Genomic DNA, 21,558 nt, shown 5'->3' with positions numbered 1-21,558 from the left:
TCATGGAACTGAAAGCGACCTCACTGGGAAAACGTCTGGCGCAACACCCGTATGATCGCGCAGTCATTCTGAATGCCGGCATTAAAGTGGCAGGTGACAGACACGAATACCTTATCCCTTTCAATCAGTTGTTAGCGATTGAATGCAAGCGAGGGCTGGTGTGGGGAGAGATGGAATTTCAGCTTGCCGACAACAAAGTAGTTCGTCTCCACGGAACGGAATGGAACGAAACACAGCGTTTTTACCATCTTTTAAATGAGCGCTGGAAGCGGTGGAGCGCGGAAATGAGCGAGGTTGCTGCCGGGGTTTTATCGGAGCAACTGGAGCTGATTTCCGGGCGTATTGAGCCAACGAAATGGCTTACCCGTAAGCAGCTTCAGGGGTTACAGCAGCAATTGCAGCAGGCGTTTGCCGCGTTGCCGATTCCGACAAGCCGATTAGCGGAGTTTGATAATTGCCGTGAGCTTTGGCGTCAGTGCCAGTCGTGGCTGACGGACGTTGAGAAGCGCCGGACACAGCACAATCAAACTTATACTGAAACGATGGTTACTCAGTACGCCGCTTTTTTTGAGCACGTTGAAACATCTCCTTTAAACCCGGCGCAGGCGCGGGCCGTGGTCAACGGCGAGCACTCTTTACTTGTGCTTGCTGGCGCGGGGAGTGGAAAAACGTCGGTGCTGGTGGCCCGAGCAGGCTGGTTGCTGGCTCGTGGCGAAGCCTCGGCGGATCAAATCCTGCTGCTTGCGTTTGGTCGCAAAGCCGCTCAGGAGATGGATGAGCGTATCCAGCAAAGGCTACATACCGAGGAGATTACCGCGCGCACTTTTCATGCGCTGGCGTTGTATATCATCTCCCAGGGAAGCAAAAAAGTGCCCGCTTTAAGCGAACTGGAAAATGACATATCGGCCCGGCTGCGCTTGCTAACGGATACCTGGTGCCAGCAGTGCAGTGAAAAGAAAGCACAGGCGAAAGGGTGGCGTCAGTGGCTGGAAGAAGAGATGGAATGGGACGTCCCTGACGGCAATTTTTGGGAAGATGCAAAATTGCAGCGCCGCATCGCTCCGCGTCTCGATCGTTGGATCGGACTGATGCGTATGCATGGCGGTGCACAGGCGGAGATGATCGCCAGCGCACCAGATGAAGTTCGTGACCTGTTCAGTAAACGCATTAAATTGATGGCGCCGATTTTAAAAGCGTGGAAAGCGGAGCTAAAGTCTGAAAACGCCGTCGATTTTTCCGGGCTGATTCATCAGGCAATTAATGTGCTTGAAAAAGGGCGTTTTGTTAGCCCATGGAAGCATATTCTGGTCGATGAATTTCAGGATATTTCACCGCAGCGCGCGGCTTTGCTGGCTGCGTTGCGTAAGCAAAACTCACAAACGACGCTATTTGCTGTCGGTGATGACTGGCAGGCAATTTACCGTTTCAGCGGCGCGCAACTTTCCTTAACCACCGCTTTCCATGACTATTTTGGTGAAGGCGATCTCTGCGCACTGGATACGACTTATCGTTTCAATTCACGCATTGGTGAAGTGGCGAATCGCTTTATCCAGCAGAACCCATGGCAGCTTGCAAAGCCATTGAACAGTTTGAAAAGTGGGGATAAAAACGCAGTGACGCTGATGGCGCAGGATCAGTTGGATGCACTTTTAGATAAACTCAGCGGATATGCAACGCCGGAAGACAGGATCCTGGTTCTGGCTCGTTATCACCACGGAAAACCGGCGGTTCTTGATAAAGCAGCCACCCGCTGGCCGAAACTTCAGCTCGATTTTACGACTATCCACGCCAGTAAAGGGCAACAAGCGGACTATGTGATTGTGGTGGGGCTGAAAGAGGGCGCGGATGGTTTTCCTGCTCCGGCGCGGGAATCCATTATGGAGCAAGCCTTGCTGCCGCAGGCGGAAGAGTTCCCTGATGCGGAAGAGCGGCGATTGTTGTACGTCGCATTGACGCGCGCACGCCATCGTGTCTGGCTATTGTTTGATGAAGATGAACCGTCACGCTTTGTCGACACGTTAAAATCGCTGGATGTGCCAGTCGCGCGAAAACCGTGAAAAGAAGGCGGCCGCTGCGGCCGCCAGGACTTATTTCAGACGCTCAGCGAGGTAACGTTGGTAGTCCGGAATGAGGATGTCGACGCTGTTATTGAACTGCGGCGATTCGATAATAAAATCAGCGGTAGATAAATTGGTCGCAACCGGAATATTCCACACCGTTGCAAGACGTAAGAGGGCTTTTACGTCAGGATCGTGCGGGACAGCATTAAGCGGGTCCCAGAAGAAAATCAGTACGTCGATTTTACCTTCTGAAATCAACGCGCCGACTTGCTGGTCGCCGCCCATTGGGCCACTCAGCATGGCGTTGACTTCAAGGCCGGTTGCTCGCTGAATCAAATTCCCGGTTGTACCAGTCGCATATAGCTCATGTTTGGCCAGTACAGGCTGGTGGCGTTCTACCCATTTCATTAATGATTGCTTGCAGTGATCGTGTGCGACCAGTGCAATATTTTTGCGCACGGGTAAGGTGCGAGTGGTTGATTCCATAATCCGCTTCCGTCAGTGGTTTTCGCTACAGATTACTGGAAGCGTCTGATGCTGCAAGAGAAGTGAATAAAAAAATCCGAAAATGGTCGGGTGGGTCTGTTTGATTTACACTTTGGTGACATCGCCGGGAGGAAAACATGAAAGAAACCGATATTGCCGATATTTTACAGTCGACCCAAACTATTGCGCTGGTTGGTGCGAGTGATAAACCCGATCGACCAAGTTATCGCGTGATGAAGTATTTGTTGGACCAGGGTTATCAGGTGATTCCCGTCTCGCCGAAAGTAGCAGGGACTACCCTTCTTGGGCAGCAGGGCTATGCAACACTTGCCGATGTGCCAGAAAAAATCGACATGGTGGATGTTTTTCGCAATTCGGAAGCGGCGTGGGGTGTTGCACAGGAGGCGATTGCCATCGGAGCGAAAACGCTTTGGATGCAATTAGGGGTGATTAATGAACAAGCGGCCGTGCTGGCGCGTGAGGCGGGGTTAAATGTAGTGATGGATCGCTGCCCGGCTATTGAGATCCCGCGGCTCGGTCTGGCGAAATAAAAAATACCCCGCATCTGGCGGGGTATTTTTAGTTGCGCAGGCGCGGAGCCTGGAGCTGTCGGCGAATGGTGCGCGCCAGTTCATCCATGGATGGCTGCTCCGGATGTTCATCCGTAATTTCGCTTGTCAGCTGTGCTTCTGCCAGGTATGTGTGCACTGGTTGGCCATCATCATCTTCCATTACGACATGATACCAGGGCAGTGCGCGGAGTTCGTCGTTCACCGCCAGTTCATCTGCTGACGGCTCGTCCAGTGAATACTCAGGATCGATATCGACCACTACGCCAAGATACCCCAGCAGTGAGTGGCGAACTTGCTGACCGATACCGAATTTGCTGGCAATCATTGTCACCTCCCGGGAACCTTACATACCCGCAGATATGCGGGCGCAGTTCCAAATTTCAAGTTACATGACGCGGCAGGCAAACCCTTTCAGATACAGCCCTTCCGGGTAGGTAGCGATCACAGGATGATCGGCGGCCTGACGGAACTGTTCTATAAATTGTACATCACGACCAGCATCTATTGCGGCGTCAGCAATAATTTTCTGAAATAAATCTGTGGTCATCAAACCGGAACAGGAGAAAGTGAGCAGTACACCGCCGGGATTCAGGAGCTGGATCGCCAGCATGTTGATGTCTTTATAACCGCGACAGGCGCCCATCAACTGGCTTTTGTTTTCCACGAACTTTGGCGGGTCCATCACGATGACATCGAAAGTTTCGCCCTGATCGCGATATTTGCGGAGCAGTTTGAATACATCGTCGCGAACAAATTCTGCTTTGCTTAAATCCAGCTCGTTCAGCGTAATGTTCTGTTTCGCGACATCCAGCGCTTCCTGAGAGGTATCTACACTGACGACCTGGCGGCATCCGCCCATCAGCGCGGAAACGGCAAAGCCGCCGGTATAGGAGAAGCAGTTTAATACGCGCTTGTCTGCCACGTAGCGACGTGTTGCCAGCCGGCTGTCGCGCTGATCGAGGTAGTAACCGGTTTTATGCCCGCCCTGAATATCAACAAACAGCTTCATGCCGTGCTCTTTAATCGGCAACAACGCGGGCGGCAGTTCGCCAACCACCAGTCCTTGCGCGAGTTCCAGCCCCTCTTTTTTGCGCACAGCAACATCGCTGCGATCGTAAATCGCGCATTGTGGATAGAGAGACTGGAGCGCCGAGATAATGGCTGGACGCTGATATTCCGCACCTGCGCTAAGAAGTTGGAGAACAAGAAAATCACCGAAACGATCGATGGTTACGCCGGGTAAGCCGTCTGATTCGCCTGCAATCAGGCGATAGCTGTCCAAACCATCGCGTTGCGCCAGCCAATCTCGCCACTGCTGTGCTTGTTGTAGGCGGCGGGTGAAAAACGCGATATCAATGCTTTCATTTTTATCGAAAGTCCAGACGCGAGCACGAATCTGCGATGCAGGAGATAATGCTCCACGCGCCAGCCACTTACCCTGATGATCGACAATATCAACCGTTTCACCGAGGCTGGCTTTGCCTTCCATTCGCGCGACAGCGCCGGAGAAAATCCAGGGATGACGGCGCAGCAATGATTTCTCGCGCCCTTTGGCTAACACTAAACGTACACTCATATTCGGCTATTCTATAAACTGAAGAAAATGGGCGCTATTGTCACGGGTTCAACGGGCAAATGCAACGAGCCTGAATAGAAAGGGGAGGGAAAGATGGCACATGTCTGCACAATCGCCTGGGTACACGGAATGGTGCAGGGCGTCGGGTTTCGCTATAGCACGCAGCACGAAGCACAGAAGCTCGGTGTGACGGGGTATGCACGTAATCTTGATGATGGCAGCGTCGAAGTGGTTGCCTGCGGCGACGAGCACGCAGTGAATCAGCTGATTGCATGGCTGAAAGCAGGGGGACCGCGTAGCGCCCGGGTTGACAGAGTTCTTGCCGAACCGCATCAGCCCGGCAGGGAATGGACAAACTTCGGCATTCGCTATTAGATGCACTTCACCGGTTTTGGCAAACCAGCGATCTTTGTCGCCTGTTTAGCTGGCCCTTTGGGAAACAGGCGGTACAAATAGCGACTATTGCCTTTCTCTTCGCCAAATTTATTCGCCATCGCTTTTACCAGCATGCGAATAGCGGGAGAGGTATTGAATTCTAGGTAAAATTCACGCACAAAGCGCACCACTTCCCAGTGCTCAGGAGAGAGAGCTATGTTCTCTTTCTCAGCAATGATAGACGCTAAGGTTTCGCTCCACAGCGTAGTGTCTTTTAGATAGCCTTCGCTATCGGTTTCGATTTCTTTACCTTCAAAGATCAACATAATTTTTAGCAGCGTTAGTCAACAACGGCGGGAGTGTAGCAAAAAACAAAGCCCCGCATAAGCGGGGCTAATGGGGAATCAGGCTTGTTTAATCGCGGTTAGCGAAACCCAGAATACTCAACAGGCTGACAAAGATGTTGTACAGCGACACATACAGACTGACTGTGGCGCGGATGTAGTTGGTTTCACCACCGTGGATGATATTGCTGGTTTCATACAGGATAGCGCCACTTGAAATCAGGATAAATACGGCGCTGATAGCCAGATGCAACGCTGGCAACTGCAAGAAAATATTCGCGACCATCCCGATCAGCACCACCACCACGCCCGCCATCAGCATGCCGCCGAGGAAAGACATATCCTTGCGTGTCGTTAACACGTAGGCGGAACAGCAGAAAAAGACCAATGCGGTGCCGCCGAGAGCCAGGCCAATCAGATCTCCCATCCCTGCTGAGAGATAAGCATTAAGCATTGGCCCCAGGATATAACCGAGGAAACCAGTGAACGCGAACGCAGCCAGGATACCGGTTGGTTTGTTCGCCAGCTTATAGGTCAGGAACATTAAACCGTACATCCCAACCAGCGTCAGGATCAGGCCCGGAGAAGGCAACATTAATACGGTACTGGCGGTCGCCGTAATTGCGGAAAACGCCAGCGTTAAGCTTAAAAGGAAATAGGTGTTACGCAGGACTTTGTGCGTACTTAGCAGGGAAGTACGGTCACGCGATGAAGTAATAATACGATCCATGAGTCACTCTCTTATGACAGATGTAATTGATTGCAGAGTCTAAAAAAGTCTCGCTTGCTGACAAAGTTGTTTTACCCATCTTTACTCATAAAACCTCGGTGCTGACACAGTGTTTCGTGCGCAGAAATGCGTGCTACTCAGCATAAAGGGATAAATGTGAGACAGATCCATATTGGTGTCTTATATGTCACTGAAATCTATTGCTATATAACTATTGGGGCGCTAAGAGTGTAATCGCGTCGTGACAATGTACATTACTAAGGCGAAAGGACATGAAACCACAAACACGTAACCACATTGCACTTTCATTATTGACTATCGGCATTCTGAGCGCATGTTCCGGCGCGTTTGCAGCGACGGTACCCGCAGGAACTACGCTTGCTGAAAAACAGGAGTTGGTGCGTAACAATGGCAGCGAGCCTGCATCGCTGGATCCACATAAAGTGGAAAGTGACGTCGAGTTCAACATTATTAGCGATATTTTCGACGGGTTGGTCGCAGTTAAGGCAGATGGAACCATTGAACCCCGGCTGGCGGAAAAATGGGAAAATAAAGATAACACGGTCTGGATTTTCCACTTACGCCCGGGGATCACATGGTCGGATGGTACGGCGATCACGGCAAAAGATGTGGTCTGGAGCTGGCAACGTTTAGTCGATCCGAAAACGGCATCCCCCTATGCCAGCTATCCTGGAAATATGCATATCGTTAATGCTGCTGATATCGCTCAAGGTAAAAAAACACCTGATACGCTTGGGGTGAAGGCGTTAGATGATTCAACACTGGAAGTCACGTTGACACAACCCACGGCATCCTTTCTGCCGATGCTGGCGCACCCATCTTTGGTTCCGGTAGACAGCGTATTGATCAATCGATTTGGTGATAAATGGACAAAGCCGGAACATATAGTAACGAGCGGTGCCTATAAGATTACCGATTGGGTCGTTAATGAACGCATTGTCGCCCAGCGCAATACTCGCTACTGGGATAATAAAGCGACAGTGATTAATAAAGTCACTTATCTTCCTATCAATGCCGAAACGGCGGACATTAACCGTTATAAAGCTGGCGAGATTGATATCACATACACCATTCCTGTGAACCAGTTTGCGCAGTTAAAGAAAACGTTAGGCGATCAGGTGCGTGTCGCTCCGCAACTGGCGACCTATTATTACGAGTTTAATACCACTAAGCCGCCATTTAACGATCCTCGAGTACGTCGCGCACTCAATATGGCTCTGGATAAAGATGTCATCGCGGATAAGGTAATGGCACAGGGGCAGCGTCCTGCATGGGTAGTTAGCCAGCCGGAAATTGGTGGTGTGAAAATAGCTTCACCAGATTACGCGTCATGGCCGAGGGAAAAACGACTCGCTGAAGCGAAAAAACTTCTCAATGAAGCTGGTTTCAATGATGAGCACCCATTGAGCTTCAGCCTTCTGTATAACACGATGGAAACACATCAGCGGATCGCGATTGCTGCCAGTTCAATGTGGCAGAAAAATCTTGGTGTTAATGCAAAGCTACAAAATCAGGAGTGGAAAACCATGCTTGATACCATGCATACGGGTAATTTCGATGTGGTACGGCATGCATGGATTGCAGACTATGCTGATGCCGCCACTTTCCTCAATAATTTCCGTACCGGCGACAGTGAAAACACGAGTAAATATAGCAATCCAGCGTATGACGAAGCACTGAAGAGTGCAGCGAAAGCGAAGGATATTGCCGAACGCGGTAAATATTACCAGCAAGCAGAAGACATACTTGGCGAGGACGTTCCCGCTATCCCGGTTTACCACTATGTTCGTACACATCTGGTGAAGCCTTGGGTTGGCGGGTTTGCGCCCGATAGCCTGGGTGTATACCTGACAAAAGATTTATACATTAAGCAACACTGATCTGAGATGCGCTGAATAAACGATCATTGTGCTGGTATTTCAATCTAACAGCGCGGTTTTGATGGTTTTTCAGGCAAACAAACATTCCCGGGCTTTACATGAGACTCGAGGATGTTTATAGTGCGCCTCACACCGGAAGTGTGGCCGAGCGGTTGAAGGCACCGGTCTTGAAAACCGGCGACCCGAAAGGGTTCCAGAGTTCGAATCTCTGCGCTTCCGCCAAATATAAAGCCCCAGCTTACTTCGTAAGCTGGGGCTTTTTTATTTCGAGAAAATCAACGCTGGTTGCATTCAGCACTTACTCTAAGTTCGCGGGTAGAGTAATGCGTGAATTCCATTGACGCTCAATCAGTTCTACCGTTTTTATTCAAAGTAGAAGCAGGGGAGGACTGGTTTGGTCGTCCCCATCATGCAAATTTGATGACACTCATTAACCGCTTCTAACGGCTGCAAAAGAAAAGCGGCCGTTTTCCAATGGTGAAAAGGAATCCTTGCGATCCCTGGGGATGGATTGAATAGGTGATACTTTTATCAGGATAAACGTAAAAACCGGGCAAAAGAGTAGCGATGACTTTATCCGGTAAGGTTTCTAAACTATCGATTTTGTTTATCCCGGATGACAGAAAATTGTAGGTACCGTGATTTTCGGTCCAGGTAAAGGATATATCTCTGCGTATGGTCCCTTCTGGGTGAGAGTTTTCAAGGTAACTTCCGCTTACTGAAACGATGCCATTTCTTTTCTCTTTATTGTACATAAAATCGAAAGTAATGTTGGCTTGTGTTTCTTTATGAAAAACGATCATGGAAGCACTGCAACTTTCAGCACTTCTGTTTTTTATAAGCAATGAGTAATAAAAAAATCCCGCTACAATCCCTACACTTATAAAAAACAGGCTTAGAAAGAATATTGCTTTTTTAGTCACCGTTTACTCCCCTGATTAAAAGTGAAATGCACCTTGGTGATGATGTTGTCGAAAATTTATTCTTGCAGACTAAAGCAGCGAGAGATGGCGAGGTAGGTGAAGTTGGGAAATAGACCCAGGGGTAATTTTTACAATTCAAACCAGAGTCTTTAATAAGAGATTTATATTTCATGTAATATTCATTGTTGTCATGGCTATCATCTTTAGTGTAAAAATGGCAACCATCTTCCTTTTCAATGAACGTATAACTTTCAAAAAAAGCAGCATCGTTACTAATGTTCCATGTCAGGTAAACGACGAGCAGGCCTGCAATAAATGAGGCTGAAGCAGCAAAAACTCCATTTGAGGTTGCAAACGACTTCTTTTTCTTAATTGCACGAGTGCCTGTCTCAGCATAAAGATCTTGCTCGTTCAGTACATCATCCTTTGGATAATCAAGCTCTTCAGGAATGTTGTGAGTTGTTTGATAATTGGCAGTAGAAATAGCAAAAGGTGTAGCCGGTTCGTTATCGTTTCGTCTGGAGATTTTTACGCTGTCATCTATCTGAAAACCTTTCCGGGGAATGGTTGCAATAAGTCTTCTGTCTGTTTCACCTACGGCACGCAGCCCACGCCGAACAATAGATATATTCTGATAGAGCGTATTCGTTGGAACTAACATTCCTTCTTCTTCCCAAACTTTCTTAAAAAAATCTTGTTGCAGCACAATATCCGGAGATGCTTCAAGCAGTAAGAGAAGGCAACGGCTGGCTGGGGAGGTTAGAGTAACGTTCATTTCGGGATTATTTACCGATGACAGTCTTTTCATTCCCGGTCTGAATTCTATGTTGTCGTTGATAATCCAGTACATATATATTCCAATAGCAGCCAGAGGCTGAGTCCTTTATTAGCGATGTATGTAATAGGTTAAAATGTTATGTTATTAATTTCAGCACAACAATAGATGTATTGCTATGTTTTTTGCAACAATTAATGCCGTCTTCTTGCGAATTTTAGCGTAGGTCGATTAATAATGGGTGCTATTGATGCTTACATTAAAAAATGCTTGATATTTAGGTGGATGCATCTTTGATTGTTGGTTGTTATATATCTTAAATTAACTTTTGTTGATTTAAGGTCCCATTTAAGATGATGGGGGTAATACATTTTTCTGGTGAGAATATATATTTATACGATATATGATTGTTTGATGCTAATGGAGTAGCGATTCATAATGCGGTGCTTAAGGCAGACGGGGAAAGCCGCTACGGAAGAGGTTTTTTAGCGTTATATTAGAAACGAAACTGGTTGTCGAAGGCATCAATGATGTTCTTGATGATATTAAGGGTTAATTAATTCAAAACATAATTAATGATTATACATTGTGTCAATAATGTCGCCACGTTAAAAATATTTTATTTTTAACGAATGTTCTTTTTTGATCTTTAAGAATAATTAAGTTGTTTTGGCTGTTGTTATGAAGATAATTATACGTGTTAGCCGTTCTTGTAGTTTTAATTTTCTAGAGGTAATGAAAATCAAATTTTACTTTTTAGCTTTCATTTTGCTATGTAGTATTCGTGCACATGCTGATACTCAGCTGGAACGACTAGCCAAAGATCAGAAAAAAAATGATAATAACATCGCCCAGGAAAATCAGATTGATAAAAAAGATGTTTTCTCTAAGCTTAAAGACAAAAACATTATCGAATTTGAATTACCCTCTGAAAAAGGCTGTTACCCTATATCAGAACTTATCTTAGAAAACGAATTTTTGGATAATAAAACCATTCGAAATATAAAAGATGAGGTCTCGAACAGTTGTCTTGGGACGAAAGGTATTGAGTATATTGCGACCTATTTGCAGGATTATTATATAAAGGCTGGATATGTAACAACACGAGTGGATATCCCAGTACAAAATGTAAAGGCAAAAAAATTACAGCTGAAAATTTTAGCAGGAAGGATCGATAAAGTGATCATTGAAAATGACGATATCAGAAGTTGGATCCTGCCTTTTACATCAGGTGATATTCTTAATCTGCGAGATATTGAACAAGGGCTGGAGAACTTACAGAAGGTGCCTGGTGTTGATGTAAAGATTAATATCGTGCCTGGAAGTCGCTACGGCCGTAGCGATATTGTTATCAATACTAATCGTACAAAATTATGGAATATCAGAACGACATACAACGACTGGGGCGACAGAAGCACAGGAAAGATACTTACTGGTATTTCAGGCTATTTGTACAACTCTGCAAAGCTTGGCGATCTTTTCTATTTGTCTGGTACCAGCAGTACAACAGGTCAATATAAAAGCATCAGTGCTTTTTATAGCTTACCAGTAGGTTTTTGGGATTATGAACTTTTCTACAGTAGTAGTATGTCTCGCCAGCGTGTTGGGCTGAGTTATTGGGATTTAGACTATGAAGGAAAAAATCAATACCTTAGTTTGAAAGGAACCCGAACTCTTTTCCGCAACATGGATAAAAAAATAACAGGGAATATAGAATTATTAAGGCGTAAATCTACCTATCAATTAGGTGGCGTAGATTTAGCACTGCAAGAACGAGATATGAGCAATCTGCGCCTTGGACTAACTTTTAAAAAAAATTTCCAGGATGCGACACTAGACTCCTCCATTAGCTGGCAACGTTTTATGACTTGGCTGGGTGGTGAAAAAACGCCGGATATGGTGTCAGGGGACGTGAGTACGGAAAGCCAAATTTTTAATCTGACTACAAATTATGTGAAATGGTTCAACGGTGAGTATTTACACTATTATTATGAATTGAATATGGGGGCTCAATTTTCGCCAGCGCCGTTAACATTACAAGATCAATTTACAATAGGTAATCGTTGGAACGTTAGAGGGTTTGAAACCAGCACAGGATTAGATGGCAATAAAGGGTACTATATTCAGAATACATTACATTTCCTTATCGGGAATTACAGTTCTGAGTTATATATAGGCGCGGATTATGGTCAGATTTCTGGTGAAATATACCCACAAAATACTTTTGATGGGAAAAGGATAGTTGGAACAATTCTTGGGATTAAAGGAACAGTTAAATCACTCGGGTATGATATCTCTTTATCAGTTCCCTTAATGTACCCGACTGGTCTCGTTGAAGATCAATTTATATCTAATTTTAATGTAACTTATCAACTGTAATCTTATGATAAATTTAGGGATAAGTATCGGTACTGATATCGTTGAAGTGGAACGGATCACTAACGCGATTAACAATGGCGGCAAGTTTTTTTTACAACGCGTATTTACAAAAAAAGAGATAATGAAAATTAATGCAAATGAACCGGATTTTGAAAGGGCAACCGGATTTTGGGCCGCTAAAGAATCAATTGTTAAAGCGCTTGGTTGTGGGTTTCGGAATGGGGTGTGCTTTAAAGATATTGAGATAAATCATGATGAATTTGGCTGCCCCTCTTTTTTATTTACTGGGAGATTGGGTGAGGTAATAAAGGAAAACGGTGTTATTAATGTGTCACTTAGCATATCGCATTGTCGCACTCATGCCGTAGCAGTATCTCTTGTTAACTCAATTGCGTGTAATGGAAATGTATAAATATAATGATCTAAAAGGCAAAACAGTTTTAATATCAGGAGCCAGTGGCGACATCGGCATTGCCATCTGCGAAAAATTTCTGGAACAAGGGTGTGAAGTTTATGCATTGTATAATACAAATGCGGATCGTTTAGACAATTTAAAAGAAACTAACCCCGCAGGGCAAAGATTAAATATATTGCAATGTGATATAGCTGATTCTGAAAAGGTGGCTATATTAATGGAATATTTTAATGCTAAAGTCACAAAGATTGATGTATTAGTGAATAACGCAGGCATTGTTAAAGACAGTCTTTTTGCCTCAATGACTTTTGAGGATTTTAGTACTGTTATAGATACAAATATGCTGAGCACTTTCAGATTAACGAAGGAAGCTTTAATGCTGCTGCGATGTTCTGAAACTCCAGCGATTATCAATGTTTCTTCTATAGCAGCAGTAATTCCAAGTATAGGTCAGGTCAATTACAGTGCTTCAAAAGGCGCTTTGCTCGGTTTTACCAGAACATTAGCCGCAGAATTAGCTCCTCGGGGTGTGCGAGTGAATGCTGTTGCTCCTGGAATGATTGAATCGAGGATGGTAAAGAAAGTTTCTCGTACCGTAGTGCGCGAGGTAACGAACTCAATCCCTTTGAAGCGTCTGGGAAAGTGTCAGGAAGTGGCGAATACAATTGTTTTTTTAAGTTCTTCTGCTGCCAGTTATATTGTTGGCCAGACCATCGTGATCGATGGCGGTCTGGTAATGCGGTGATTTATGTCCAGATATTCTATTCCTTCTAAAATTTTTCTTGAGATGGGCGGGTGGCGACAGCCCTTACTAATGGTCGACAGAATCGATGATTATAAATATGGGGAAAATGGGTATGTGCAGATCGTAAAACATATTACATATAACGAACCCTATTTACTTGGCCACTTTCCTGATGACCCTATCATGCCCGGTGTTCTTATTGCAGAGATATTTGGTCAGGCAAGTGAGTATTTTTCATTTATTACTGATGTATGCGATATTTATTTTGAAAAGTTTGGCATCGAATTGAAAAACTTACGAGATATTTATGCGAAGATCCATCAGCAAGAATTGTTGGATATTATCAGGGCAAGGCGCTCACAAGTGCGCGGCGTATTAGCAGCACAGAATTTAAAGTTTAAAGATATTGCTTATCCAGGCGATACGATTGAGGTTACAAGCAAGTTGGCGTTTTCAGATCCAACTGGATTTATGCACTATTCCGTGACGGCTAACGTTGGTAAAAAATTGATTAGCCAAGGAACAATAATTAACTACCGTGAAGCGAAATATACCATTAATGGAACATAAGCAATGACAACTATGCATGATAATATCCAGGAGCGTAAAGATGTACTTTTCACAATTAAAACGGAAATCATCCAACGATTGAATATTCAACGAGATGAAACGCAAATTGATGACGATACGCCATTATTTGGTAACGGCTTAAAGTTGGATTCAGTAGACGCGACCGAAATTATTGTTTTGCTTGATAAGGTCTTTGATATACAAGTAAGTGAAGGAGACGATCCTTCTTATATGCGTAGCATTAATAATTTGGCAACATTTGTTATTACAAAAAAACGTGCCTGACCTTTTGAACAATTTACCTGAAGAGGTTTTATGAAGTCTCTTAATGACTTGCATTTGGAAAACAATGCCAGAATGGGCATTTATAATAAGCGCACAGTTCCTGTAGCATATCATGATCTCGCCATTGAATATAAAGCAGTCAGAGAAAATGCACTGCTTGTCGATTATTCACATATGGCTATCGTTAGCGTAATGGGAGATGATGCATGGGCTTTGGTAAATCATATGGCCTCAGCTGATATCTCAATTATTCGCGATGAGCAAGGTATCTATTCGTTGGTATTAAATGAGGATGGTACCATCCGCGGGGACATATATGTTCTCTGTACCCCGGACGGTTATTACATCCTTTCAGAAAACATCCCGGCACCGGAGTTAATTGAGCGCCTTACATCAATTTTAGAGAGCGATGAAGCACACGATATTGTTGAACGCCCGGAGATTAAGTCTATGGCAGATAGCGGTTGGGGCGCTATTATGCTGGAAGGGCCTTACTCCTGGGAAGTTATGTCAGAAATATATGGCTACGACATTATTGGCTTACCTTACTTTGAGTACATTAATGAGGCCGATGACCTGATTATTTTCCGCTGTGGGAAGCATGGCGAATTTGCGTATATGGCCATTGGCCAGGAGGCTTCCCTGGTAAAATTATGGGAAACCATCCTTTCAATTGGTGAAAAATACGAATTAAAAACAGGTGGCATCCAATACCAGGATATTGTTCGTCTTGAGAATACCGGATGGGATGAAAGTCTTTTTTCCGGCTATAGCCAAAACCCGATTGAGTTGCAAATGCAGTGGGCAATTCAATACGATAAAGAAAATTTTATTGGCAAGTCAGTGATTGAGCCACAGTCCCATAATCTGGCTGAGCGTAAACTCATTGGTATGCTCCCGACTGCAGAGTGCAGTGGAATCAATTCTGATGATAAAGTTTTAGTAGAGGGGAAAGAGGTTGGCGTTATTGTAAAATCCGCTTTTTCCCCTGCGTTACAATCTTTTATCGCACTGGCTTTGATTGACAATGATTATGCTTTAGCGGATCTCCCAGGGTTTGAAATTTTAACGTCAGAAAAACATATTCCAGCGAGAACAAAAAGCGTACCTTTTTTATATAACTTAAGTATGCTCATCAATCCGGCTGAACATAGTTTTATTGATCCGTCAAAGTCAAAGCGAATTGTGTAATTCTAATAATTAAAACGAAAGTAAGGCGACAGGTATAAATATGTCGCTTTACTTTGGCTATTTATTATGAATACAAAGATTTTCTACTCCGGGGGATAGCGGTGAAAACGAACAGGAAACGCGTTGTAATTACAGGTATGGGGATTTTGTCATCCCTGGCCGAAACTATTGAAGATTTTAAACAGGCGCTCTTTGATAAAAAAAATGGTGTCGGCAACAGTGAGCGGTTTGCAACGTGGTTTGAAAATGCCCGTGCAGCTGAAGTCCTTCAGGAAATAGATTATTCAGAGCTCCCTGAAAATATTATCCACTCTTTGGATAATGCTGCATTATGGGCATACAAAGTGGGCAAGGATGCGCTGACCCAGGCCGGGCTTATTGGTAATAAAGCCTGCCTTGATGAGACAGGATTAATTGTCGGCGTTTCTTCCGCCGGAACTGAAGCGTTTCTGCCAATTTTTGAGCAGAGAATGGATGATTTCTCGCTCCGCAAGGCTATTTATTCGGGGGGATTTTCTTCCTGCTGCTCAAGTGTTTCGACACTCTTAGGTCTCAAAGGTGGCGGGGAGTTGGTGGCAACGGCCTGTACAGCCAGCCCTAACGCGATCGGTATGGCTTTTGACTATATCCAAAATGGTAAAAGTAAGACCATGCTGGCTGTCGGTACAGAACCTATCTACCTGCCAACGTTTGCTGGGTTTTACGCATTGAACGTGATGCATCCCAGCACCTGCACTCCCTTTTCAGGTCAGTCTGGCATGTCTATCGGTGAAGGTGCTGGTGCGATGGTACTGGAGGATTATGAACATGCCATCGCACGCGGAGCCAAAATTTACGGTGAAATTCTCTCTTACGCAACCTCCTGCGATGCTTACCACGAAACGGGTCCGGACCCGCGAGCCAGTGGAGCGGTACAGGTCATGCTTAAAGCCATGGAGAATGCTGGTGTAAAACCGGAACAAATTGATTACGTCAATGCACACGGTACGGGTACAGAAGCGAATGACCGTATTGAAACGCTGGCGATGAAGAAAGTGTTTCCTGATAACGATCATTTGCTTGTCAGTTCAACAAAATCTTATTTCGGCCATAACATTGGTGCTGCAGGCATTGTTGAGCTTATCGCTTGTCTGGTAACGCTGCCTGAAAATAAAGTTTTACCGACTCTCAATTTCTCAATTGCGCGCCCAAATTGCGACCTGGACTATGTCGCTAATGAGTTTCGAGAAAAAGAAATTAATATTTTTATGAAAAATAACTATGCATTTGGTGGAAATAACTGCTGCATGGTGGTGAGTACAAAACCAGGGACAGTGCCGGTCAGTCAATATGACAGTAAGCGTGTGGCTATTACTGGCGTAGGAGCTGTAACGGCGATTGGTCACACGGTTAATGATATTTTGCGCAATGTCTGGCAAAAAAATCACGTACCCGTGTTAGGTGGTGTCACGTTTCCTGATGACACCCTGGCAGAAGCGCGGGAATTACTGAGAGTGCTGGTTGCCACAAATCAACTCGAAGAAATTTTTGGCGATGAAGCTGCCATGAGCACCGGAACGTTTCCGGAACAGGAGCCGGATTTTAAAACCTTTCAGATCATGGGGCTGGAGCCGCGTAAACATCTGCGCCGTTTTGATGCCCGAAAGGCAACGCGTGGCGGGACGTTTGCGCTTGTTGCGCTGTCTGAATCGTTGAATATGGCGAAACGTAAAATAAAACGTGATGGCGAAGAGCTCGGTATGATCATGGGGATGTCTCGTGGCCCTCAGGAGACAACCTATAAATATTTGCAGAGTCTGAAACCCGATCCGCGGAAAGTCAGCACCTCTGAGTTTCCTGGCTCGCTAATGAATTCGATCGCCACTTTCTGCGGCATTTCTGAAGGCATTAAAGGCTATACCACCACACTTGCTACCGGCGAGAATGCGGCGCTCGGCGCATTAACTTATGGTTATGAGATTATCCGGCAAAACCTGCAACCCCATGTGATAGTGGGCGGCGCTGATGAATATTTCCCCTCACTGTCTCTTTATATGGATGCGCTAACACAGAAAATCCATATGACTTCTGATGTCAATGATTATCAAATCTATGGCGAGGAGCCAAAGGGATTCATTCCCGGCGAAGGTGCGTGCATGTTATTACTGGAAGACCCGGATGCGGCAGTTGCGCGTGGTGCCGAGGTGATGGCAGAAATTGCTGGCTACGGTAAATCCAGCAGTAATAGCTACTTTGATGCATCGTTATTGAGTGAAAAATCGTCAGCAATGTCTCTGGCAATTGAGCGCGCACTTGATGATGCCGGTGTCAGTGCAGCAGATATCGATTTGGTTTGCGGCACCAGTAATGGCAGTAAAGAAAATTCGCAAATTGAAATCGACGCTATCTACAGCATCTTCCAGAAAGAGAATCCACGGGTTCCGGTCGTTAACTATAACGCTTATTTCGGGTTCGTTGCTTCATCTGCCGGGTTGCTCAATCTTTTAGTTGTCATTGATTGTATTAAAAAGCAATCAGTGCCGGCCATTCCTTATACGCAAGCGTTCTTCGACTCACGTATAAACTTCGTACGGAGTCCTCAAAATTTAACGCTTAAGCATGTGTTGCTGGTTGGGGCAACAGAAGGTGGAAACTATTATGCATTTGTGATTAAGGAATAGTGCAATGGATAATGCGGCTATCATTGCAGGCTACAGTCTACATTTACCCTTTGCTGAAAATTATAGTGAATTAATAAATAATCTTCGTGCTGGTAAGCGTGTTAATGAAACTTATTGGTTTGCTTCTGAAGAAGTAGCGCTGAAATGTGGGTTTAAAGCGAATAAGCGCGTCGCAAAGCTGGAGCAAAGAGATGATAGCCCATTAGCGTTACTATATCGATTAATCGATGATGCACTGGCACGGGCTAATCTTGACAAAAGCGCGCTTACAGGTGAAAGGGTAAGGGTATATTTAACCGGGTTAGGGCCACGTGTTGATGGCATAGACTATAAATCCTTTTATGACCATAATGATGTTGAGGATCTAAAATGTTCACCATCAATAAGCCGTCTTCATGCTAAAAATATGTCGCAGGACGAACTTTCCTATAATATTGCGCATAAATATGGATTAAACTATCTTCCGCCTAATTTACATTGCACAAGTAATTCATCATTAACTGCGGTTCATCTTGGTTGCCAGGCGATTGATAGTGACGGGGCAGATCTTGTTTGCGTAATTAATTGTTCAAAAATTAAAACGCAGGATATCTGGTTTCTTGAAAACCAATCAATGCTTGATAGCGAATCAGTACAGCCATTTGGTCAAAACAGTAGATCAGTTTTATTTTCAGAGGGGTTCAGCGTCATATTACTTGAGAGCAAAAAACATCGGCAGGCCAGAGGATTAAACGGTGGGGTGCGGCTCAAATCTGCATATGCGCAAATTAGCGCGAGCCGCAGTAATGATTCAGCCTGGTTAAGCTCTAATATTATTAAAGTAATCAGTAAAATATTAGATGAAGCAAATATTGGTCTCGGTGACTTATGCGCAATTATTCCTCATGGCAATGGTTCGTTAAACAGTGATAAAGCAGAAGCCAAAGCAATCGCAATGCTTTCAGACAAGCAACCTGTTCCTGTTCTCGCTTATAAAGGACAACTGGGTTACACCACAACAGGCTCAGGGATCGTCGATTTGATTATTGGTGAACATTCCCTCCGCCAATGCGAATTACTTACTCCGGTAAGTAACGATGACATTATTGAAGAGATAGCAAGTCAGCTGTTGACGGACATCGGCGCCATTAAACATGAAAAAAAACATTTGCTGAAGACGGGGCTTGGTGTTGATGGGTCAATTATCGGTGTTGTCATGTCAGATACCCGTGTTTGAGATTTGTAGATATGAAAAATGAGATATATCTGTCGTCATTTTCACTTTTGGAACCAGACGATAAGTTCTATTTTTATGCACCTCACTGGTTAAATGCCTGGGAATCGCACTTGTATAATCAGGCTCTTAAATCTACTTCCGCAAGCGGCTGGGCATTTAAGCGATTCGGCACTGATAAAGAAACTTATGCGCGGGAAATGATACGTAAACCGCGTTATATGGATTATATAGAATCCATGGAGCAAGCTGCTGATGTTGCATTACAGCAGATGACCCCAAGAGATCGTATGTTATTGCTTAAGTCGCGTACTGCTTTTATTTATATTGATGCATGGGGAGAATCATCTGTTTTTGAAAATATTACCAGCGCGCTGCATACTTCGATGATTGATACGTTGCCTAAAAACATATTAAAGAAATTCTCTATCAAAAACGTAACGTGCAAAGTTCGTGGGGAGAAATTTGCATTAGTACAGGCGATGCAACTGGCACAAGATTATCTACACTGGAAAGTTTTCGATTTTGTCGTGATATGCGGAGCATACAGAGCGATCCCTGTATTGGTTTTTTCGGATGAAGATATTTTTGGTATGAAAGGTGGCGCTAAATCGAAGCAAAAAAATGGCATGCAACTCTCTGTTGAACGGACAGGATGTTTTATTTTTAGTTTGCGCGAAAGTGCACTAAGAGTGAGTGGCGGTAATTATGTCGCTAACAATAATATTGATGACATTCAACGTGAGATGATGAAGGACCTGTCGGAAGGTGATTTGCTTACCATTTCGGCCAGGAAAGATAATATTATGCGAATAACGCAGCAAACTGGCATTGATTTTATCGATCTGAACGATATTTATGGGGCGAGTGGTTGTCTTACACCTGCGCTGAGTTGGGAATATCTACTAAATAACAAGGGTCTTTCAAAAAAAATGCGCACAATATTAGCTGATAATTTCGGCGGGTATAGTTATTTTGATACCTGTTTTCGGCGGAGTTGTGATTGATGAGCAACACAATAAAAGAAGTTCCAGCAATATTTATGCAGGATATTTATAAGCATTTTGGTTCTGGTGAAAATAAGGTTGATGCGCTTAAAAATATTAACCTTGAAATTAATAAAGGTGAGTTTGTGGCGCTGTGTGGGCCTTCCGGTAGTGGGAAAAGCACGTTGCTCAATATCCTTTCTGGCATCGATACGCCATCCGGGGGGACTGTCATGTTTCTTAATCATGTTCTTAATGAAATGCCCGAAAAACAGTTGGCGTATGTACGAAGCAAGTACTTAGGATTTATTTTCCAGTTTTTTAACCTCATTCCGGTACTCAGTGTTTTTGATAACGTTTTTTATCCACTTATTCTGAATGCACATTTCAATAAGAAAGAAGCAAAAGAGCGCGCTTTACATTTCCTGGACAGCGTGGGGCTCGGCCATTTAGTTGATCGCAAACCTGGTCAATTATCGGGAGGGCAGCAGCAGCGCGTTGCGATCGCCCGCGCGCTTGCGCATGATCCCAAAGTCGTTGTCGCCGATGAACCGACCGGCAATCTGGACTTAACGACAGGGGAAGCCATTTTAGATTTGTTAATGAAAATAAATCAGCAGACCGGTACCACATTTGTTATTTCCACGCATTCAACCCAGCTTAGAGACAGGGCCGGGAGGGTAATTGAAATTAAAGATGGAGTGTTAGTACATGGCTCAGGTGCATAAGTATTATTGGCCACTCTGGGTGGGGTTGGCCTGTACGGTGGTAGCGAATAGTGCTGATGCGATGACCGCTCCGGAGGTCGATAAAGTGATACAGCACGGCCTTCCTGAGCAATCCGATGCGTTAGCGAAAACGACACAGGCGCTTTTTCAGGAGTTTGAAAAAACGAAGAACGTTACATCGCTGATTTTTTATTCCTATGGAATGTTGCGCCAGGCGAATCATTTTTCGGCTGTTAATGATTTCATCCATGCTTCGGAATATGCGAAAACGGGCTTTTTTTATCTTGATGAAGCAGTAGATACACATGAAGAAAATCCCCGTATTAGATATCTACGCGCGCGCATCGACGCGTATTTACCTGCTGTCATAGGGCGTTGCGTGGTAACACTCGATGATACCGAGCGGTTATTAAGGGGAAAAAATGTTTTCGACAAAGATATTGTAAATCATATCGAGTATATGCGTTATAGAGCCCTGGTGAGTTGCAATCAGCCTCAGCAGGCTGAATTGCTAATGAAAAAAATAAAGGCGAAAAGTTCTGGGGATGCGAAGTACCTGAATACTAAATTCCACACTGAACCAGAGTGGGATATGAATGAAGTTACCCAGGTTGTTATTCCATTACTCAAAGGTGAGTAAATCT

General features: G+C 44.6%; 22 protein-coding genes and 1 tRNA gene. 16 read left to right on the top strand and 7 right to left on the bottom strand.

Features of this window, described 5'->3' with window-relative positions:
* Nucleotides 1-2 precede the first annotated feature (2 nt).
* The gene (helD, locus tag RT644_RS10470; protein ID WP_313626583.1) at nucleotides 3-2,057 is read left to right on the top strand and encodes a DNA helicase IV; all 2,055 of its coding nucleotides are present in this window, start codon (nucleotides 3-5) and stop codon (nucleotides 2,055-2,057) included.
* A gap of 30 nt (nucleotides 2,058-2,087) precedes the next feature.
* On the opposite strand, the gene mgsA is transcribed toward helD, so the two are convergent.
* Nucleotides 2,088-2,546 carry a methylglyoxal synthase gene (gene mgsA, locus RT644_RS10465; protein WP_086871977.1) on the bottom strand — a complete coding sequence of 153 codons (459 nt, stop codon included), beginning with the start codon at nucleotides 2,544-2,546 and terminating at the stop codon, nucleotides 2,088-2,090.
* Nucleotides 2,547-2,683: 137 nt separating this feature from the next.
* Here mgsA and RT644_RS10460 point away from each other — a divergent pair, with 137 nt between their 5' ends.
* Nucleotides 2,684-3,097 (top strand): CoA-binding protein, encoded by a 414-nt coding sequence (locus RT644_RS10460; RefSeq protein WP_313626581.1) that lies wholly within the window; start codon nucleotides 2,684-2,686, stop codon nucleotides 3,095-3,097.
* Between the two features lie 28 nt (nucleotides 3,098-3,125).
* Here RT644_RS10460 and hspQ read toward each other — a convergent pair whose 3' ends face one another.
* Together hspQ and rlmI are read right to left on the bottom strand one after the other, a co-directional pair.
* Nucleotides 3,126-3,443 carry a heat shock protein HspQ gene (gene hspQ, locus RT644_RS10455; RefSeq protein ID WP_017456235.1) on the bottom strand — a complete coding sequence of 106 codons (318 nt, stop codon included), beginning with the start codon at nucleotides 3,441-3,443 and terminating at the stop codon, nucleotides 3,126-3,128.
* Between the two features lie 60 nt (nucleotides 3,444-3,503).
* On the bottom strand, nucleotides 3,504-4,694 hold the full coding sequence (gene rlmI, locus RT644_RS10450; RefSeq protein ID WP_097408004.1) for a 23S rRNA (cytosine(1962)-C(5))-methyltransferase RlmI: 1,191 nt from the start codon (nucleotides 4,692-4,694) through the stop codon (nucleotides 3,504-3,506).
* Between the two features lie 93 nt (nucleotides 4,695-4,787).
* Here rlmI and yccX point away from each other — a divergent pair, with 93 nt between their 5' ends.
* Nucleotides 4,788-5,069 (top strand): acylphosphatase, encoded by a 282-nt coding sequence (gene yccX / locus RT644_RS10445; RefSeq protein WP_045506776.1) that lies wholly within the window; start codon nucleotides 4,788-4,790, stop codon nucleotides 5,067-5,069.
* Here the strand turns inward: yccX and tusE are convergent.
* Both tusE and yccA read right to left on the bottom strand, forming a co-directional pair.
* Complete coding sequence (gene tusE, locus RT644_RS10440) at nucleotides 5,066-5,395, bottom strand: sulfurtransferase TusE (protein WP_313626580.1); 330 nt, start codon at nucleotides 5,393-5,395, stop codon at nucleotides 5,066-5,068. The genes yccX and tusE overlap by 4 nt on opposite strands.
* Nucleotides 5,396-5,483: 88 nt before the next feature.
* Nucleotides 5,484-6,143: an FtsH protease modulator YccA gene (yccA, locus tag RT644_RS10435; protein WP_020457281.1), complete on the bottom strand. Its 660-nt coding sequence runs from the start codon at nucleotides 6,141-6,143 to the stop codon at nucleotides 5,484-5,486.
* 272 nt (nucleotides 6,144-6,415) lie between these two features.
* Here yccA and RT644_RS10430 point away from each other — a divergent pair, with 272 nt between their 5' ends.
* Complete coding sequence (locus RT644_RS10430) at nucleotides 6,416-8,044, top strand: ABC transporter substrate-binding protein (RefSeq protein ID WP_313626578.1); 1,629 nt, start codon at nucleotides 6,416-6,418, stop codon at nucleotides 8,042-8,044.
* A 134-nt stretch (nucleotides 8,045-8,178) separates the two neighbouring features.
* A tRNA-Ser gene (locus RT644_RS10425) sits at nucleotides 8,179-8,266 on the top strand.
* Nucleotides 8,267-8,484: 218 nt separating this feature from the next.
* On the opposite strand, the gene RT644_RS10420 is transcribed toward RT644_RS10425, so the two are convergent.
* Both RT644_RS10420 and RT644_RS10415 read right to left on the bottom strand, forming a co-directional pair.
* Nucleotides 8,485-8,967, bottom strand: a complete 483-nt coding sequence (locus RT644_RS10420) for a hypothetical protein (RefSeq protein ID WP_313626577.1) — start codon at nucleotides 8,965-8,967, stop codon at nucleotides 8,485-8,487.
* The gene (locus RT644_RS10415) at nucleotides 8,960-9,817 is read right to left on the bottom strand and encodes a transcriptional regulator (RefSeq protein ID WP_313626575.1); all 858 of its coding nucleotides are present in this window, start codon (nucleotides 9,815-9,817) and stop codon (nucleotides 8,960-8,962) included. Before RT644_RS10415 ends, RT644_RS10420 begins: the two co-directional genes overlap by 8 nt.
* Before the next feature lie 660 nt (nucleotides 9,818-10,477).
* Between RT644_RS10415 and RT644_RS10410 the strand changes: the two genes are divergently transcribed.
* The 11 genes from RT644_RS10410 to RT644_RS10360 all read left to right on the top strand — a co-directional run bounded on the left by RT644_RS10410 (nucleotide 10,478) and on the right by RT644_RS10360 (nucleotide 21,554).
* Nucleotides 10,478-12,121, top strand: a complete 1,644-nt coding sequence (locus RT644_RS10410; RefSeq protein ID WP_313626574.1) for a ShlB/FhaC/HecB family hemolysin secretion/activation protein — start codon at nucleotides 10,478-10,480, stop codon at nucleotides 12,119-12,121.
* Nucleotides 12,122-12,140: 19 nt separating this feature from the next.
* Nucleotides 12,141-12,533 carry a holo-ACP synthase gene (acpS, locus tag RT644_RS10405; protein WP_045507240.1) on the top strand — a complete coding sequence of 131 codons (393 nt, stop codon included), beginning with the start codon at nucleotides 12,141-12,143 and terminating at the stop codon, nucleotides 12,531-12,533.
* The gene (locus RT644_RS10400) at nucleotides 12,526-13,281 is read left to right on the top strand and encodes an SDR family NAD(P)-dependent oxidoreductase (RefSeq protein WP_313626752.1); all 756 of its coding nucleotides are present in this window, start codon (nucleotides 12,526-12,528) and stop codon (nucleotides 13,279-13,281) included. The genes acpS and RT644_RS10400 overlap by 8 nt, the downstream gene beginning before the upstream one ends.
* 3 nt (nucleotides 13,282-13,284) lie before the next feature.
* Nucleotides 13,285-13,851 carry a 3-hydroxyacyl-ACP dehydratase FabZ family protein gene (locus RT644_RS10395; protein WP_020457288.1) on the top strand — a complete coding sequence of 189 codons (567 nt, stop codon included), beginning with the start codon at nucleotides 13,285-13,287 and terminating at the stop codon, nucleotides 13,849-13,851.
* A 3-nt stretch (nucleotides 13,852-13,854) separates the two neighbouring features.
* Nucleotides 13,855-14,136, top strand: a complete 282-nt coding sequence (locus RT644_RS10390) for an acyl carrier protein (RefSeq protein ID WP_020457289.1) — start codon at nucleotides 13,855-13,857, stop codon at nucleotides 14,134-14,136.
* Between the two features lie 30 nt (nucleotides 14,137-14,166).
* Entirely contained in the window at nucleotides 14,167-15,327 is a 1,161-nt protein-coding gene (locus tag RT644_RS10385) for an aminomethyltransferase family protein (protein WP_313626573.1), read from the top strand.
* Between the two features lie 101 nt (nucleotides 15,328-15,428).
* Nucleotides 15,429-17,987 (top strand): beta-ketoacyl-[acyl-carrier-protein] synthase family protein, encoded by a 2,559-nt coding sequence (locus RT644_RS10380; RefSeq protein ID WP_313626571.1) that lies wholly within the window; start codon nucleotides 15,429-15,431, stop codon nucleotides 17,985-17,987.
* A gap of 4 nt (nucleotides 17,988-17,991) precedes the next feature.
* Nucleotides 17,992-19,203 carry a beta-ketoacyl synthase gene (locus RT644_RS10375; RefSeq protein ID WP_313626570.1) on the top strand — a complete coding sequence of 404 codons (1,212 nt, stop codon included), beginning with the start codon at nucleotides 17,992-17,994 and terminating at the stop codon, nucleotides 19,201-19,203.
* A gap of 11 nt (nucleotides 19,204-19,214) precedes the next feature.
* The gene (locus RT644_RS10370; protein WP_313626569.1) at nucleotides 19,215-20,207 is read left to right on the top strand and encodes an ATP-binding protein; all 993 of its coding nucleotides are present in this window, start codon (nucleotides 19,215-19,217) and stop codon (nucleotides 20,205-20,207) included.
* Complete coding sequence (locus tag RT644_RS10365; protein WP_044489609.1) at nucleotides 20,207-20,914, top strand: ABC transporter ATP-binding protein; 708 nt, start codon at nucleotides 20,207-20,209, stop codon at nucleotides 20,912-20,914. The genes RT644_RS10370 and RT644_RS10365 overlap by 1 nt, the downstream gene beginning before the upstream one ends.
* The gene (locus RT644_RS10360) at nucleotides 20,898-21,554 is read left to right on the top strand and encodes a hypothetical protein (RefSeq protein WP_313626567.1); all 657 of its coding nucleotides are present in this window, start codon (nucleotides 20,898-20,900) and stop codon (nucleotides 21,552-21,554) included. The genes RT644_RS10365 and RT644_RS10360 overlap by 17 nt, the downstream gene beginning before the upstream one ends.
* The last annotated feature ends 4 nt before the right edge of the window (nucleotides 21,555-21,558 follow it).

Origin of the sequence: Kosakonia sp. (assembly GCF_032104925.1) — a bacterium.
GTDB lineage: Bacteria > Pseudomonadota > Gammaproteobacteria > Enterobacterales > Enterobacteriaceae > Kosakonia.
Note: the sequence above shows the minus strand (reverse complement) of the source record. Positions and strands in the feature narration are given on the sequence as shown.